The sequence below is a fragment of the Gilliamella sp. B2969 genome, from assembly GCF_026536195.1.
In the GTDB taxonomy this organism is placed as follows: Bacteria; Pseudomonadota; Gammaproteobacteria; order Enterobacterales; family Orbaceae; genus Gilliamella.
In genome coordinates this window covers 86399-103236 of sequence record NZ_JAFNOP010000004.1, presented here as the reverse complement: position 1 = coordinate 103236, position 16838 = coordinate 86399, and the positions used below count along the sequence as shown (strand labels likewise).

At 35.0% G+C, this 16838-nt stretch carries 12 protein-coding genes and 1 tRNA gene; 6 read left to right on the top strand and 7 right to left on the bottom strand.

Annotated elements, in window-relative coordinates; all coding sequences use genetic code 11:
- Positions 1-125 precede the first annotated feature (125 nt).
- From J3U66_RS04800 to dapB, 5 genes are all read right to left on the bottom strand, one after another.
- A complete protein-coding gene (locus tag J3U66_RS04800; protein ID WP_267348204.1) occupies positions 126-3929 on the bottom strand; it encodes a translocation/assembly module TamB domain-containing protein in 3804 nt (1267 codons plus the stop codon).
- Between the two features lies 1 nt (position 3930).
- Positions 3931-5613, bottom strand: a complete 1683-nt coding sequence (locus J3U66_RS04795; RefSeq protein WP_267344383.1) for an autotransporter assembly complex protein TamA — start codon at positions 5611-5613, stop codon at positions 3931-3933.
- A gap of 674 nt (positions 5614-6287) precedes the next feature.
- The gene (gene hpt / locus J3U66_RS04790) at positions 6288-6827 is read right to left on the bottom strand and encodes a hypoxanthine phosphoribosyltransferase (RefSeq protein WP_267332566.1); all 540 of its coding nucleotides are present in this window, start codon (positions 6825-6827) and stop codon (positions 6288-6290) included.
- Between the two features lie 525 nt (positions 6828-7352).
- A complete protein-coding gene (tadA, locus tag J3U66_RS04785; protein ID WP_267348202.1) occupies positions 7353-7853 on the bottom strand; it encodes a tRNA adenosine(34) deaminase TadA in 501 nt (166 codons plus the stop codon).
- Between the two features lie 10 nt (positions 7854-7863).
- Positions 7864-8685, bottom strand: a complete 822-nt coding sequence (gene dapB, locus J3U66_RS04780; RefSeq protein ID WP_267348201.1) for a 4-hydroxy-tetrahydrodipicolinate reductase — start codon at positions 8683-8685, stop codon at positions 7864-7866.
- A 129-nt stretch (positions 8686-8814) separates the two neighbouring features.
- Here dapB and J3U66_RS04775 point away from each other — a divergent pair, with 129 nt between their 5' ends.
- Complete coding sequence (locus J3U66_RS04775) at positions 8815-10011, top strand: MFS transporter (RefSeq protein WP_267348200.1); 1197 nt, start codon at positions 8815-8817, stop codon at positions 10009-10011.
- Positions 10012-10061: 50 nt separating this feature from the next.
- Here the strand turns inward: J3U66_RS04775 and J3U66_RS04770 are convergent, their stop codons facing one another.
- Positions 10062-10673, bottom strand: a complete 612-nt coding sequence (locus tag J3U66_RS04770) for an FKBP-type peptidyl-prolyl cis-trans isomerase (protein WP_267332570.1) — start codon at positions 10671-10673, stop codon at positions 10062-10064.
- A gap of 210 nt (positions 10674-10883) precedes the next feature.
- Here J3U66_RS04770 and bamE point away from each other — a divergent pair, with 210 nt between their 5' ends.
- Positions 10884-11327, top strand: a complete 444-nt coding sequence (gene bamE, locus J3U66_RS04765; RefSeq protein WP_267332571.1) for an outer membrane protein assembly factor BamE — start codon at positions 10884-10886, stop codon at positions 11325-11327.
- 82 nt (positions 11328-11409) lie between these two features.
- Here bamE and J3U66_RS04760 read toward each other — a convergent pair whose 3' ends face one another.
- On the bottom strand, positions 11410-11781 hold the full coding sequence (locus J3U66_RS04760) for a DUF5362 family protein (RefSeq protein ID WP_267348198.1): 372 nt from the start codon (positions 11779-11781) through the stop codon (positions 11410-11412).
- Positions 11782-11827: 46 nt separating this feature from the next.
- Here J3U66_RS04760 and dusA point away from each other — a divergent pair, with 46 nt between their 5' ends.
- From dusA to J3U66_RS04740, 4 genes are all read left to right on the top strand, one after another.
- On the top strand, positions 11828-12823 hold the full coding sequence (gene dusA, locus J3U66_RS04755; RefSeq protein WP_416379721.1) for a tRNA dihydrouridine(20/20a) synthase DusA: 996 nt from the start codon (positions 11828-11830) through the stop codon (positions 12821-12823).
- Positions 12824-12925: 102 nt separating this feature from the next.
- The gene (gene rep / locus J3U66_RS04750) at positions 12926-14944 is read left to right on the top strand and encodes a DNA helicase Rep (protein ID WP_267348194.1); all 2019 of its coding nucleotides are present in this window, start codon (positions 12926-12928) and stop codon (positions 14942-14944) included.
- Positions 14945-15393: 449 nt separating this feature from the next.
- Positions 15394-15470, top strand: a tRNA-Arg gene (locus J3U66_RS04745).
- A 573-nt stretch (positions 15471-16043) separates the two neighbouring features.
- Complete coding sequence (locus tag J3U66_RS04740; protein WP_267332575.1) at positions 16044-16781, top strand: GntR family transcriptional regulator; 738 nt, start codon at positions 16044-16046, stop codon at positions 16779-16781.
- Positions 16782-16838 lie beyond the last annotated feature (57 nt).

The following is a 16838-nucleotide window of genomic DNA, read 5'->3' as shown; positions in this document are numbered from 1 at the left end:
TCTGCTCGCTTTTACTCATTAGCAACATTGCAGTAAAATACAATCAATCCACGCTTTCATAAACACTGACTTTCGCTTATTAATTAATAGTATTATTAACTTAACACTATTTTTATTATTTAATTCTAAAATTCGAACTGATAAATGAGATCGAGTGCTTGAGCAAGTCCTGATGTAGCCTCTAAGTAGAGACTTGGCATTAATCTATAACGTAAAGTAAAAGTGGCTAGCGAATCAAAAATACCGACACCATATTTAAGCTGTAAGTTAGGTAAAATATAGCCACTTACAACTACTTTAGAGCTATTGCCTGCCCCTTGTGTATCTAAAGTCAAATTTTTGATGCCAAAAACATTCCCTATATCACCAATATATTTCCCTGTTTTCGATGTACCAATCCCCACTAATAGCGCTGTCATCATATCGTTGTCACTTTGATCAGTACTGTCAAGCCCTTGACCTCGCACTAAGTATGACAAAGCTTCTTGCTGTGACATTGCCGGATCTGAAAACACTTCGATTTTCGGATCTTCTGACGAGCCAGTAACACGAATGCCAGCCGTAATTTTATTATTGTCCATTGAATCCGGATTACGGATGGCTTCAACATCAAGCATAGCGTGGTCGGTTGGTCCAGAAAAGGTAATGACACCTTTTCGAATGATTAAATCTTGCCCATAAGCATGGAATCGACCGTTTGGAATATGAATTTCACCGTGCAAATCCAATCCTTTATTTGTTTGAGTAGCGATTAAATTACCTTTTAATGAAGCATTTAGACCAAAGGCATCAACGGTAACATCATCACCAATTTCGATATCTAGGTGACTATTGATTTTCATTCCAAATTTTTGTGGCTCGATCTGATGACGATTTTTATCCAGCATGACCTCGTCAGACGATACATCCACGCTCGATGGTGGCAGTGAATCAACGGTAATTTTACCTTTTGGGATACTGACTTTACCTAATAACGTTAATTCATCTTGAGAGGCATTAATTTTAATATCAGGCACAACATTCATCACAATCATTGGTGGCACTGTGACTTGCATTGCTGCGCCATTGACAGTGATTTCAGCTTGCCATTTATTTAAATTCAGCCAACTAGCATGACCATTAATATTGATATTACCGGCTTGTGTCGTTAAAATTCCTTTTAATGTTGATGATTTACCATTTAATTTTATATCTACCATAGCGGAATTAATATCAACAGGCAGCTGGTTAGATTTGATTTCACTTTGTTTTAGGTTAATGTCACCCGTTAAAGACGGATCGATAAGCGAACCGGAAAATTTTACGGCACCATTAATTGCGCCTTTAGCATATTCATTTTTATCCAATAATGGGTTGAGTATAGCTAATGCCAAATTATCAATAATTAATTGGCCACCTAGTTTTTTCTGATTAATTGGATCATCAATTATCAAATTACCTCTTACTTTACCTAGTTGCTTTAAACTAAAACGCCAATCTAATTTTGCTTGTTGTTCATTAAATTCAGCATTAATGTTAAATAAATCAAAAGGGATGGGTAAAGTTTGACTACCTATATTTTGCTGTACATAAACTTTATTACTATTTATGTTGGCTTTGATGGATGGAATTTTGTTATTGTCATTGAATTTTATATCGACTCTTCCATCTAAACTTCCGGTAATTTTAGTATCCCCTTCATTGGGTATCGGTAATTTAGCCAAATCAATGTCTTTAAGGGAAATTGTGCTTGAGCTATTGGCTGATATTGATAATGGTTTGTCTAAACATAGGTTAGAATAATTATTACGCCAACAATGCGCCCCGATTGTTGGGATCTGATTGGTGACATCATAAGATAATGATATCGGTTTGGTTAACTGCCAGTGGTTATTATTATCTAAATTTAACAGTGCATTAGCAATATTTCCTGTCCATTTAGTATGATCTTTATCAATTTGACCTGTTAAGGTTGTCTTTAACGATGCTGGAAGTCCATCAAGCGCCAGCGTTAATGTATGTTTCTTTTCGTTACCTGTCAGTTCGATATTGGCTTTTTTTATTGTTTCGCTTGCTAATTGGATATTATCACCAATTAGTTTCAGTTGACCACTTAACTGATTTTGATATTGAATTTTTCCGGCTAAGTTTGCCTTAGCAATGGACATATTGCCTAAACTTAATGCAGTGACAGTCAAATTCGAGTCAACAATGGGATTTGCACTTGTTCCATTCATTCTGATATTACCAACAATTGCCCCTTGTATATCATCGAACAGTAATCCTAACGACGCTAAATTCAGTTTGGCATTTAAATTCGCTTTTTGGGTTGAACCATCAACACTAATTTGATTTTTCCCCCACATAATAGCGAGATTATTTGCCGATAAAGACTGATTCGAATCAACAAACATATTACCATTAGCTGCAAAATCAGCTTGTTTTATTTTACCTTTGAGTTGTAGATCGGTAATATTCACTTGCCAATTATCACCTTCTAAGCTTCCACTTGTTTTAAGTTGACCATTTAATAAAATCGGATAATCAGGGAGTTCTTTGGTAATGTCGACATGATCAAGCTTAATATTAGTATCCCATTGCAACGCTTTTAGCCAACTAATGTGACCAGCAAGGTCTATGTTGCCTTGCGGTAATTTAATTCTGCTATGATCTAAAGTTGCATCTTGATTTGTACCTTTACCGGCCACATCGAATGTGGTTGCGGGAATATTTTCGCCGGCTACCGATCCTTTTGCTGTTAAATCATACTGCTGAACGTTACCGCCCAGCGTTAAATTAAAATCGTTAAGTTGATATTGGGCTGTCCCTTCAATTGGCCATTGAATGTGTTTACCATTAAGTTTGGTCATTACTGGTAAATATTTTTCGATAAAATTGATATGGCCATCAAGATCAAATTGGTTTAGCCCATCTAAGCGAGTGTGAGTGTATAATTCACCCAGTAATTTTCCAGAAAATTGACCATTAAAATGATTTTGCTCGGTATCAGCTTTGACTAAGGCAACAATTGGCCAATCATTACCGAGAGTAATTTCACCCGATACTAAGGCGTGACCATTAGCATAAGGGGTTTTAATCTCTGTATCCACTTTTTTTACAACAATGTGATTGTTTACCATATCGGTATTTATTGTGACCTGATTGAAGTGATAATCTTCACCTCCAATATGTAACAACCAATCATTTCCAGATAAACTCGTTACATTAATATCTAAAGGAATACTAACTTGAGGTAATGAACTTATTAGCGGTTGATTAAATAATTGATTAATCTGTTCATTAATAGCTAAACTGGTTTCATTTTTTTGCGCTGGCATCGGGGTTGAAGGTGTATCAGCAAATATCGCATAAAGTCCCATTGCAGTAGTAGGGTAAACATAAATTTTTTCATTGACCCACGTTGCTTTACCATTAAAGCTTGATAGACCAAATTGCATATCATCAACACTCACTTTGACATTATTGAGTTGAGTGGATTGTAATTTGATAGGTAAGGGGGTTTTTATTGTAAAACGCGAGGTATTATCAACCACTTCATCAGGTGAGCTTTCAATTTCTTGCGTATTAACATTAACATTGACTCCATCAGCATTAAAATGTTTTAAACACACTACTGTTTGAATCAGGCATGAACCTGAAAGTTCAAGTGATGCATCATCAACTGACACATTAACACCAGTCAAATTAAGAGAAAGCCCTTTGATATGTAAATTATGAAAAGTGCCGTCTACCTGTTCGATTTTTAATTCAGGCAAAAATTTATTTAGCGCAAACATTGTCAATTTTACACCTAAACTGGTGTAAATCATGACAATGACAAATGTTATCAAGAAGATAAAAATAGACAATATGACAACACTACGCTTTTTCCATTTATGTCGGTTATGCGAGGCTTTAGATTGATTCGAATTAATAGAATTTTCTGCCATATTATAATTCACTTCCTAGACCAATATAGAGATGAATAGAGCCTTTATCTTTCCTATTTAATGGGGTGGCTAAATCTAATTTTATCGGACCAACAGGAGATGCCCATCTTACGCCAACACCTGTACCTGTATAGAATTTTGCTTTATCAACTTTATCGATTGCTTCACCCGTATCCACAAATACAGCTCCCCACCATGCACCTGTTACATTATATTGATATTCACCTGAGCCGGTGATCAACTTTGAGGCGCCTTTTAACTTGCCTTTTTTATCTTCAGGGGAAATAGATTGATATTTATAGCCACGAATACTACGATCACCACCAGCAAAGAATCTAAACGATGGCGGTACTCTATCAAAATTACTCGCTTGAATAATACCAAAATTACCTCGAGCAATAAATCGATGTGTTTTTTGCAATGACCGGATCCAAGTTTGTTGCGCTTGAAAGCGTACTAAATTGATATCTGAACCCAATGCATCTGCCGCCGCTTCAACTGAATACCGTTGTGAATCGCCCCACATGGCTAATAAATTACCATCACTACGAATTCGCGATAAACTCACAGAAGGATAGTATAAAAAGGTTTTATAACTTGAATCACCTTGGGTAAAGTTATCTCGCAACATGTTCAAACCTAAAGCCGTTTGCCAACCCTCAAAATGATCCCAATTTCGTAGTACCCCAAAGGTATAAGAGCGCGAGTAGGTATCATTATTATCAATTTTTTTGTAACCACCTTGGATCGTGTAATATTGTTCTAATGGAGATTTTTTTAAGGGAATTTTATAACTCATGGATATTGTTTGTTCTGGTGACGATAACGAAAGATTGCTTTGAAAACTTTGCCCACGACTATTTATCCACGGCTTATTCCAACCAATTTTTCCATGAACGCCATTATCGGTTGAATAACCCAGTCCTAAGTCCATATTATTCTTTTTACGAGGTGACGTTGCGACAACGATCGGGAGTTCTTTATTTGCTGTTAAGTGAGGAAAATCGGGGGTCACAACAACTGAATTGAACCAGTTAGTTGAACTTAAACGCCGATTCAATAACGATAATTGCTCGGCAGTATACCTATCACCTTCTTTAAATGGCACTATGTTAGCTAGATAATCGTTGCGAATTTTGGCATCGGGAAAGCTAACTTTACCAAATTTGTAACGTTGACCCGTATCAAAATCAATATTCCAAAAAGCTTGATGTTCATAATTTGAGACGGCTAATTGGTGTTTAGTCATATTGGCATCAAAATACCCCTTGTCGAGCGACAAATTGAGTAATGCTTTTTTGAATGACTCATAGATACCATGATTGAGCACATCGCCAATTTTGGGCAGATTATTGTTAAGTAACGCTTTAAAATCCTCATCATGTTGACCTTCACCCGTGATATTAATATTGAGTTGTTCAACAATGACGGGTTCACCTGGTGTAATTTTTACTTTTAAGACTTTAGGATCTTGTTCGTCATAGTCAAAAGTAGGGGAATAGTAACCTAAAGCGCGTAGCGCTTTTTGAACTTCACTTTCAAAATAACGTTTAAAATTGGGCGTATTATTAATTTTATTGGACTCAATTAACGAAATACGCGCATCGACATTATCAGCCAGTTCTCCTGATAACCCTTTAATGGATAATTTCATATCAGCATAACTAGACGCTGTGGTTATCATCAAAACTAGACATAATGAACGGGAAAATCGTGACACGTATACCTCGATAAGATTGATTATTTTAAATACTATCTATATTAGGTTAATTTTTCGAATTCGTTTGGATGACAAATTTATCATATTAAGCTTATCATCGTCTATGATAAGCTAAGTAAAAAAGCATTAAATTATCGACTAGAAGTGCTTTGCTGGTTAGTAATGATTTATCTATTGTTGCGTTGTTTAACTACATTGATAATCTATTCGCATTTGAAATGGCAAAACTCAGCCGTGTAGTTGCGTGAATTAAGCAACTTGACCTACTTTAAATCAAGTTAGAGTACGACTTTTTTTCTGGTCATTCTCGTTTTGCTATTGAGATGACAAAATGTCGAGATAAAAGATATATTTTCAATATAAAATGTAATAAGGTTGTTAGTATAAGCCTTATTATCTGTTGCAGAGAGAAATCGGTTTTTTAAATTGCCAATAATAATGATGTGAGGTGATGATCTTAATAAAATTGATCGATACTTGATGAAATTGATAACCGGCAATATTTGATCTCCAGTGAGCTTGCTGGTTCATGCCGGTCAACTCAAATTATGGGACTATCTTAATTTATCGATTGAAAATGTAAGCTAGTTTGGGACATATTTTAGCTCTACCCATTATTGATGTTAATAAACTATTGATTAAGATTCAATTAATGTGACCTGCCCAATATAAGGTAAATGGCGATAATGCTGTGCATAATCTATACCATAACCAACGACAAACTCATCAGGTATAGAAAATCCAATATATTTAACCGGCACCGATACTTCACGACGAGAAGGTTTATCAAGCAAAGTACAAATTTCAATACTGCGGGGATGACGCAATTTTAATATTGCCATAACTTTACTTAAGGTATTGCCTGTATCAATAATATCTTCAACAATTAAAACATCTTTATCACGTATATCCTCATCAAGGTCTTTTAATATCTTAACATCTCGGTTACTTACTACAGCATTGCCGTAACTTGATGCTGTCATAAAATCAACTTCGTGTCCAACAGTGATGGCACGACTTAGATCCGCCATAAAGATGAATGATCCCCGCAAAAGACCGACTAAAATGAGTTCATTTTGGCTATTTTGATAGTCTTTACTGATTTGTTGTCCAAGTTCAAAAACGCGTTTTTGGATATCTTGTGCAGATATCATCATTTCTAAGGTATGCTTTTTCATGAATAGTGCTCGAATTAATTTTCTAAAAATATCGTTTTAGATTCTAACAATATTCCTCGATAAAAAGAACAACTAACCACATTTTTTATTGAAAGTTTAGAATAAATATAAGATTAGCTGATATGAGGATTAGATATTTTCATTTAATGATAATAAACCGAAGCTTTATATTTTTGCTACTGTGCAATTTTGGCTATTGTATATTGTGAGAATTTTGTATGGGTATTTTATCTGTTTGGGTAAAAGATTTACTCTAAACCCTTTAAAAACTTTGTAAAAAAATGAAATAATAGTGTTTTGACCAACTACTCATTTAATTAATCATATGAGTGAGGATAATTGCTTTGTAGGCTGAGTATATTAAAAATTTATTGGATAGTACGCAATAACGTTAATTTGCTTAGTATCAATAAAACTCAAATCGGCAAAATTTGATTCCATTTTGATGCAAATCGATTAATATTTTTTTATTTTTTGCACTTTTTTAAGTTTAGCAAAATCTATTTATTCAACTAACAACAACATCTATCCTTGTTCAGCATTATTTAGACGTGATTGCTTTAATAATTTTTTCTGTAAGCGTCGTTTTTTAAAAAAATTGCTCAATATTGCACTACATTCATCCATTAAAACTCCGCCTGTGACTTCGGCGTAGTGATTAAGACCTTGATAATTGAGGATATCAATAAACGATCCCGCCGCACCCGTTTTTAAATCATTTGCTCCATATACGACACGTTTTATACGACTATGAATGATGGCGCCTGCACACATAATACAGGGTTCCAAGGTGACATAAAGGGTGGTATTAATCAAACGATAGTTATTTAATAAAAGTCCTGCTTGCTCTATTGCCATAATTTCAGCATGCGCAGTCGGATTATTTTTAATAATGGAATGATTAAAGCCTTCGCCAATTATTTGATTATTTTCATCAATGATTACTGCGCCGACGGGGATTTCTCCAATAGATTCGGCGCGTTTGGCAAGCATTAATGCATGTTGCATCCAATATTCATCAGACATAGCAATACAATTACAAATCATTCAAATTTAATACATCTCGCATGTCATATAAACCGACAGGCTGTTTAGCAAGCCATAATGCAGCACGCACCGCTCCGTTAGCAAAAGTCATACGGCTAGAAGCTTTGTGGCTTATTTCAACACGTTCACCAATGTCGGCAAAAATAGCTGTGTGTTCGCCAACGATATCACCTGCGCGAATAGTAGCAAAGCCAATAGCACCTTTAGGCCGTTCACCAGTATGACCTTCACGACAATAAACAGCGCGATCTTTCAAATGACAACCTAGTGCATCAGCAATTGCTTCACCCATGGCAAGTGCTGTACCAGATGGTGCATCAACTTTGTGACGATGATGTGCTTCAATGATTTCGATATCGGTATAATCGCCCATAATTTTAGTGGCTTTTTCCAGTAGTTTTAAAACAAGGTTAACACCAACACTAAAATTAGCGGCAAATACAATAGCAATTTTTTTTGCTGCATCGGCAATGGCTTGTTTACCCGCTTCATCAAATCCAGTGGTACCAATTATCATCATTTTACTGTGTGCTACACAAAAAGCTAAGTGGGATAAAGTACCTTCAGGACGCGTAAAATCAATTAATACATCAAATTTGTCTTTCGCTTGTTCTAAATTGTCGGTGACTTTTATGTTACAAACCCCGATTCCTGCAAGCTCTCCCGCATCACTACCAACTAATGAAGAGCCCTTTCGCTCAAAAGCCGCACCTAAGGTAACTCCGTCAATTTGCGAAACAGCTTGGATGAGCTGTCGTCCCATCTTGCCACCAGCGCCTGCGATTGCAATACGAATCATACTTGTTGACATATAACTATCCTTAACTTTTTTTTAGATTTAGATAAATAAATATTATAGCGGAAAATAAAAAAGTTATACATAATTCAAAATTATATACTTTTTAAAGTTGTTTTTAAGAAAACGTGATAGGAGGCAATGATGAGATGTCCATGGTATTTTGGCTGGAACATAGTTATTGCAGCTGCACTTTTAACGCTGCTATCAAGTGGACTGAGAATGAGTATGGGGGTGTTTTTTCTACCTATCGCAAATGATCTGGGTTTTAGTCGTAGTATCCTTTCAGGCATTATTGCTATTGGTATGTTGTTTTCGGGTATTGCCATGCCGATAGCCGGCTACTTAGTGGGGAAATATGGTACGCGCTTTGTGTTGTTACTTGGTGCGGTGATGATTATTCTCTCAACAATATGGTCAGCAATGTCTCGTGATTATTGGAACTTTCTTTTTTCGTTTGGTATTGCTTTGTCATTTGGTACTTCATTTGTTGGTGCGGTCAGTTTTACGCCTATTGTGGCGAAATGGTTTCATAAGCGAAGAGGGTTTGCACTATTTATTGTATCAACAGGCAGTATGGCGGGCATTGCCGTGATGCTACCTGTATTTGCCTTTTTTATTCCGTTATATGGTTGGCAAAATACATTAGTGGCGTTTTCAGTATTTTTTACGATTCTAGCTATGCCCATTGCACTGTTTATTATGAAAGATAATCACGCCGCTATCGACCAGAGAGAACAAGCGGCAGTGCAAACTCAACCGGTTGATATCAAACTTATTGATGTCTTAAAAACACGTCCTTTTTGGCAACTTAGTTTTGGGCTTTTTACTTGTGGATTTAGTATGAATTTATTAGGTACGCATGGCGTCCCAATGTTGGTTGATCATGGGTTTGATTCGGTAACCAGTTCTACAGGAATTGGCTTGATAGGTTTAGTTGCCATTTTTAGTACTTTAGTGCTGGGTTATATATCTGATATTGTGCAACGTAAAAACATTTTGATGCTTGTTTATTTGGTTCGCGCAATCGGTTTTATTGCGTTGGTATTAGCATCGACCAAATGGCAGCTTTTTACTATCGCGGCTGTTGGTGGATTAGTTTGGGCGGGCGCATTATCTACATCGGGCGCAATAACTGCCGATATTTATGGTGTAAAAATTGTGGGATTACTTTCTGGATTAACTTACTTAGGTCATCAAATCGGTGCCATGATAGGTTCATGGTTGGGTGGTTGGGCATATGATAATTTACATACCCATCTAGTCGCTTTTGGTGCAGCGAGCATCTTATTACTTATGGCTGCATTAAGTTCCTATTTTCTACCTAAAAACTTAAAATAGATCGGACAGATTGATAAGTAAAAATGGACGCGATCAAGCGTCCATGTTTTTTATAATACTTTTAATAACTCGACATCAAAAATAAGTGCACTATACGGTGGAATTGATGCACCTGCACCATGTGCGCCATAAGCTAACTCTTGTGGAATGTATAATCGCCATTTTGAACCTTCTGGCATTAATTGTAATGCTTCAACCCAGCCAGGAATCACGCCATTAACTGGGAATTCAGCAGGTTGTCCACGTTCAACTGAACTATCAAACACAGTTCCATCAATTAATTGTCCTGTGTAATGTACTTGTACGCGATCGGTTGCTTTAGGTAAAGCGCCATTACCTTCGGTAATAATTTGATACTGTAAACCTGACTCAGTCGACTTTATACCTTCTTTTTTTAGATTTTGTGCCAGAAACTCTTTACCTGCTTGTGCAATCTTTTCTGCTTGTTTAGCCTTTTCTTGAGTGGCTTGTTCATGAATTTGACGAAGCGCATCATGTAGTTCTTGCAATGGTAATGCGGGTTGATTACCAGATAGCACATCTTCCATCGCCAATTTTAACGCATTAAGTTCTAAATTTTTTAATCCTGACTCTTTTAATTGTTGTCCAATTTGTAATCCAATTGCATAGCTGGCTTTTTGTTCGATAGTTTCTAATTTCATTTTTGACCTTTAATGATGAGTAGATAAGGTTTATAAAGAAGTTTATAAGTTTGTAGATACGCGCATAAAAGTCAAGAAGTAATTTGTTTTAGTCGTAAATAATGACCATTTCATCACTTAATAACAAAGAATTTGTTAATTTGGCTAGCACTTAGCCAAAATATCAGCGATAATAGTCATTATTAAATTTCTAAAATGGATTAAGTGTAGATGCAGTTTCGTAAATTTACCTCGCTTGTCATTGTAACTAGTGTGTTATTAACTGGTTGTTCGGTCGTTGATCGTTGGGTTTACCGACCAGATATCAATCAAGGTAATTATGTAACACCAGAGGCAATTGAACTATTAAAAACAGGTCAAACTAAAGATCAGGTTGTATTTATCATGGGATCACCAATGTTAACCTCTATTTTTGGTGATAATGTTTGGTATTATGTATTTCGACAACAACCACAGCATGGTCAAGTAAGCCAAAGAAATTACACTGTTTACTTTAACGAAATGGGTATTGTCACGGATATTAAAGCGACAGAGTTAGAAGGTTCTAAATCGTTAGAAGAAATGAATCAACAACAGATATCCGATCCTATTGATATTAAATCAGATGATGAGCAAAGTAGTGCAGAAGCGAAATCAGAATCTGACTCTCAATAAATACTTCCTCCTCGCTAAATAGCGAGGTGAGTATTTATCCTAAAAATTTCAATGTTTATTTTTAATAAAGTATGGCGAGTCACTAGTAATACGAAAGTGAATTAATATAACTGATTATCATTACCAAATATATCGCTGTAAATACTATTGAAATAATAAAGCTTATCAGCGTATACTTCCAAAATCCATATAGATTTTCAAGCGAAGCCACCATATCTTGCTCTTTTTGCCCGTTGGTTGTTAATTTGATTGCGCTGCCTGATTTAAACAGTTTAACACCAGCGATAATTTGTGGAATACCTATTATAGCAGTGATAATACCTAAACAGGTTAACGCGCCAGCAATGATCATAGTTACGCCAAAAAATTGTTGTATTCCCCCAATAAAATTCATGTGTTTTTTTAACACTTCTGTTAGTTGAAAGGAAATTTTATTTGTTTCATTTATATCCATGTTCATTCCTTATATTATTGCACTATTTAAAAGTGGTAGATAGAATATCAACTTTTATATTCATGTCGAGGTTTTTTTGGCTAATTTTTGTCTAAACCGCTTTTCGGTAGCACCAATGCTTGATTGGACCGATAAGCACTGCCGTTATTTTCATCGCATATTAACTAAGCAAACATTGTTGTATACCGAAATGGTAACAACGGGCGCGATTTTATTTGGTAAGGGTGATTATTTAAATTTTAATTTAGCTGAACATCCTTTATGCCTTCAATTAGGTGGCAGTGATCCTGTTGCACTTGCAAAGTGTGCTAAATTAGCTGAGCAACGAGGCTATAACGAAATTAATCTTAATGTTGGTTGTCCTTCTGACCGTGTGCAAAATGGTATGTTTGGCGCTTGCTTGATGGGCAAGGCTGATTTAGTGGCAAGATGTGTATCGGCGATGCAAGATCAGGTTGATATTCCCGTTACGGTCAAAACAAGAATTGGTATTGATCATTTAGATAGTTATGATTTTTTACGCCAATTCATTGATACACTTTTACCTTTTACTAATACCTTTATTGTTCATGCTCGCAAAGCATGGTTATCGGGGCTTAGTCCAAAAGAAAATCGTGAAGTCCCTCCATTAGATTATGCTCGTGTTTATCAATTAAAGTGCGACTATCCACAACTAACTATTGCGCTAAATGGTGGCGTAAAAACAATTGATGAGATCAAACATCATTTACAATTTGTTGATGGAGTGATGGTTGGCCGGGAAGCTTACCAAAATCCTTTGTTACTGACTAAAATTGATGCCCAAATTTTTGGTATCGATAAACCCAGTATTGATGCTATATCAGCTATAAAAGCTTTATACCCTTATATCGAACAGCAATTGACCCAAGGCGCACAATTAAATCATATCATGCGTCACACCCTAGGTATTTTTAATGGTTGTAAAGGTGCTAAACAGTGGCGTCGTTATCTCAGTGAAAATGCTCATAAAAAAGGCGCGGGGATTGAAGTCGTTGAACAGGCGTTGGCCTTTATTCATTAATTTTTGAATAAAAAACATTAAAAAAAGCTTAATTATCGGTATTTGTATCGAGTTATAAAAACAGTATATACTAAATGCCAATTTTTCTAATGGTCAAAATCAGTGCGTTTAAATTCAAGTCAACAACAAGCGGTTGAATATGTATCCGGACCTTGCTTAGTTTTAGCTGGGGCTGGTTCTGGCAAAACTCGTGTTATTATTAATAAAATCGCGTATTTAATACGCGTTAAAGAGTATTTACCTCGTCATATTGTTGCGGTAACGTTTACCAACAAAGCTGCGCGAGAAATGAAAGAGCGGATTGCTTTGTCTTTGACTAAAAAAGAGACGCGGGGATTAAAAATTTCGACCTTTCATACTTTAGGTCTTGATATTGTGCGTCGAGAGTATCACCATCTCGGTATTAAAGCTAATTTTTCATTATTTGATGATCATGATCAAATTGCCTTACTAAAAGAACTGACTCAGCAATGGCTAGAAGGTGATAAAGATTTAATTAACCAATTGCGATCAACCATTTCGAATTGGAAAAATGATATTATTGATGCAACTGTCGCTATGGCAAGAGCTCAAACTAACAAAGAAAAGTTATTTGCCCATTGTTATCAACTTTATGAAAAACAATTAAAAGCATGTAGTATTTTGGATTTTGATGATCTTATTTTGCTTCCTACTTTATTATTAAAAAACAATCAAGAAGTGCGGGAAAAATGGCAAAATCGTGTACGCTATTTACTGGTTGATGAGTATCAAGATACTAATACTAGTCAGTATGAATTTATCAAATTATTAGTGGGTAACCGAGCTAAATTTACGGTTGTTGGGGATGATGACCAATCGATATATTCTTGGCGAGGTGCTCGTCCACAAAATTTAGTGTTACTTAAGCAAGATTTTCCTCAATTAGCCGTGATTAAGTTAGAGCAAAATTATCGCTCTTCAGGACGTATATTAAAAGTGGCTAATATTTTAATTGAAAATAATCCTCATATTTTTGAAAAAAAACTGTTTTCGGAACATGGTTACGGTGAAGTATTAAGAGTGATTTCGGCAGATAGTGAAGAGCACGAATCTGAAAAAGTGGTTAATGATTTGATTGCTCATCGCTTTGCTAATAATAGCCAATATGGTCAATATGCCATTTTATATCGAGGTAATCATCAAGCGCGTTTAATTGAAAAGATGCTAATGCAGTATCGAATACCTTATCGTATATCAGGTGGTACTTCGTTTTTTTCTCGTATTGAAATTAAAGACCTAATGGCTTATTTACGTTTACTTACTAATCCGGATGACGATAATGCTTTTATTCGCATTATCAATACACCAAAAAGAGAAATTGGTCCAGCGACGATACAAAAACTTGGGGAATGGGCAAATCATCGCGGTGTTAGTTTATTTCAAGCAAGTCATGATATGGGGCTAACAGAAGTGTTATCCGGTAAACGAATGGAGTCTTTACAATTATTTATTCAATGGTTTGACACACTAATTCAGCAATCACATAGTGAACCTATGAATGCTATTCATGAACTCATACATGGTATTCATTATGAAAGCTGGATCTATGAAACATCAGCTTCACCAACCGCAGGGCAAATGCGAATGCGTAATGTAGAGCAGTTAGTGAGCTGGTTAAATGATATGCTGCAAGGTGATGATCTCGATGAAGGAATGACGCTTGAGCAAGCTGTAGCTAGGTTTACTTTGCGAGATATGTTAGAACGTAATGAATCGGAAGAAGAGTTAGATCAAGTTCAGTTGATGACGTTACATGCATCTAAAGGGTTAGAATTTCCCTATGTCTACCTTGTTGGTATGTCTGAAGGACTATTACCGCATCAAACCAGTATTGATGAAGACAATATTGAAGAAGAGCGCCGTTTAGCTTATGTTGGAATTACGCGTGCTCAACGAGAATTAACGTTTTCATTTAGTCGCCAACGCAAACAATTTGGGGAAACAATGTATGTTGAACCAAGTCGATTTTTATTAGAGTTACCTCAAGATGATTTAGCATGGCAAGATCAATCAACTGAATTATCTCCCGAAAAAAAAATGCAACAAGGACAAAGTAGATTAGCTATGCTCAAAGCTCAAATTGCTAACGCCAAACAATAACCCTGAATATTATCCAAAATATAAAAGCTAATTCATTTAATGGTTTGTAAATAAACTCGTTTAATGCTTTTTGGGGTTAACTATGGTAGTCCTACATGCTAACTTTGTCTGGGGCGCTACCCACTGTAGACTAATTTACAATTTTTAATAAAACCAGTTAGTAAAACCAATAAATTATTATTATAATCTTTGAGAAAGTTGTTACGGGTTATTGGGTCATTTATGACCAATAAAATAAGAATAAGTTAGCTTGTTTTTACAATAGATATTTTTAAATTATATTTTATAATATGATTTTATTATAAACCATGAATTATGACTGATAACGTTCAAGAAATGGAAGAATTGATGATATTTTGTCAACCTAACTAGATAAAGCATTAAAAATCATTGACGGATCAAAATAGCTTTATATAATGTTCAGCGTCTTTTCTACAAAACATATCATTGTCTCCTTAGCTCAGCTGGATAGAGCAACGGCCTTCTAAGCCGTAGGTCACAGGTTCGAATCCTGTAGGGGACGCCATAAGAATTCTTGATAATAAATAGTTGTCTTGTACTAGTTTAAAAGTTGGTTTTCTGTGATCTATACTTTGAATAAAGCGTTATTGCATCTAATTAGAATCTAGGTAAATAGTTTTGTATTTTTACCATTCTAGTGCATTAAGTAAATCTTGATTTCGCAAAGTAAAAAAATATTTTTAAATTTGATGGAACAACTTAATGATATACGCCTCAAATTTTTAATATTGTTGATTTCATAAATGGTATCGATTTACAACGTGTTTTAATTGTTTTGAGTAAACTAACAAAAGCATTTAGCTATTTATAAATTCTTTATTTTTTGTTCACTCTAGTGCATTAAAATTTTGCTATATCATTATTAACTATAAATAATTTACTTGAAAATAACTTAATAAAGCATCTTAAGTTAATCATTATCATCCAAATAATGGTAAAGCTAGGTTTTATTTATTTCATAGATAGCTATTGATCCCTTGATTTTTAAACATATTTTATGTTTAGTTAATAATTATACGTGATCGTAAAGAAAACCAAATAGTCTTAATAAAAGCGTATCATTAGTAATGAGGAAATAATGAGCAATAATTTAATCTCTAACTTAAATCGACTATTAGATAAAAGTATTAAATTACCTTTATATCAACAAATTGTTGAAATAATTGTTAAGCTAATTACTTCAGGAACATTGAAGAAAGGTGATTTTTTACCGAGTGAAAGGGAGTTTACTCAACAACTCAATATTTCGAGAATTACTATACGTAAGGCTCTAGAAATATTAGAAAATGACGGATTTATTATTCGTGCACGAGGCTATGGTACCTATGTGAATGGTTCATTCGAATATTCACTCAAAAGTCTAAAAGGTTTTTCCGAACAAATTCAAATATTAGGTCAGAAGCCAAACACAATTTGGGTTAATAAACAATTAAGTAATGTCAGTCCAGAAATAGCAAGGTATCTTGGCGTTGACTTAAATGAAGATGTTTTTATTCTAAAACGTATTCGTTATATTGATGACTATCCTGTATCGATTGAACAATCCTATGTTCCTAAAGCACTTATTGATAATATTGATGATGTACAAACATCTTTATATACCTTTTTCCAGACACATAACATTATTCCGATGCATGTTAAAAACTGGGTATGTGCTAGTGCACCGAATGAAGAGTTTATGCAAGTGATGTCAGTGGAAAAGTCTGAACCTGTATTGATTATCAAACAGCAGGTTTTTGATGAAAATTACATTCCTATTGAATATAGCATTTGTCACTGCCGAAGTGATTTATATGTCTTTACAACAGAAGAGTAAGCATATTGGATTGATTAGATTTAACTGTGTTTATCTTATTATCGAGTAAAAAATTAG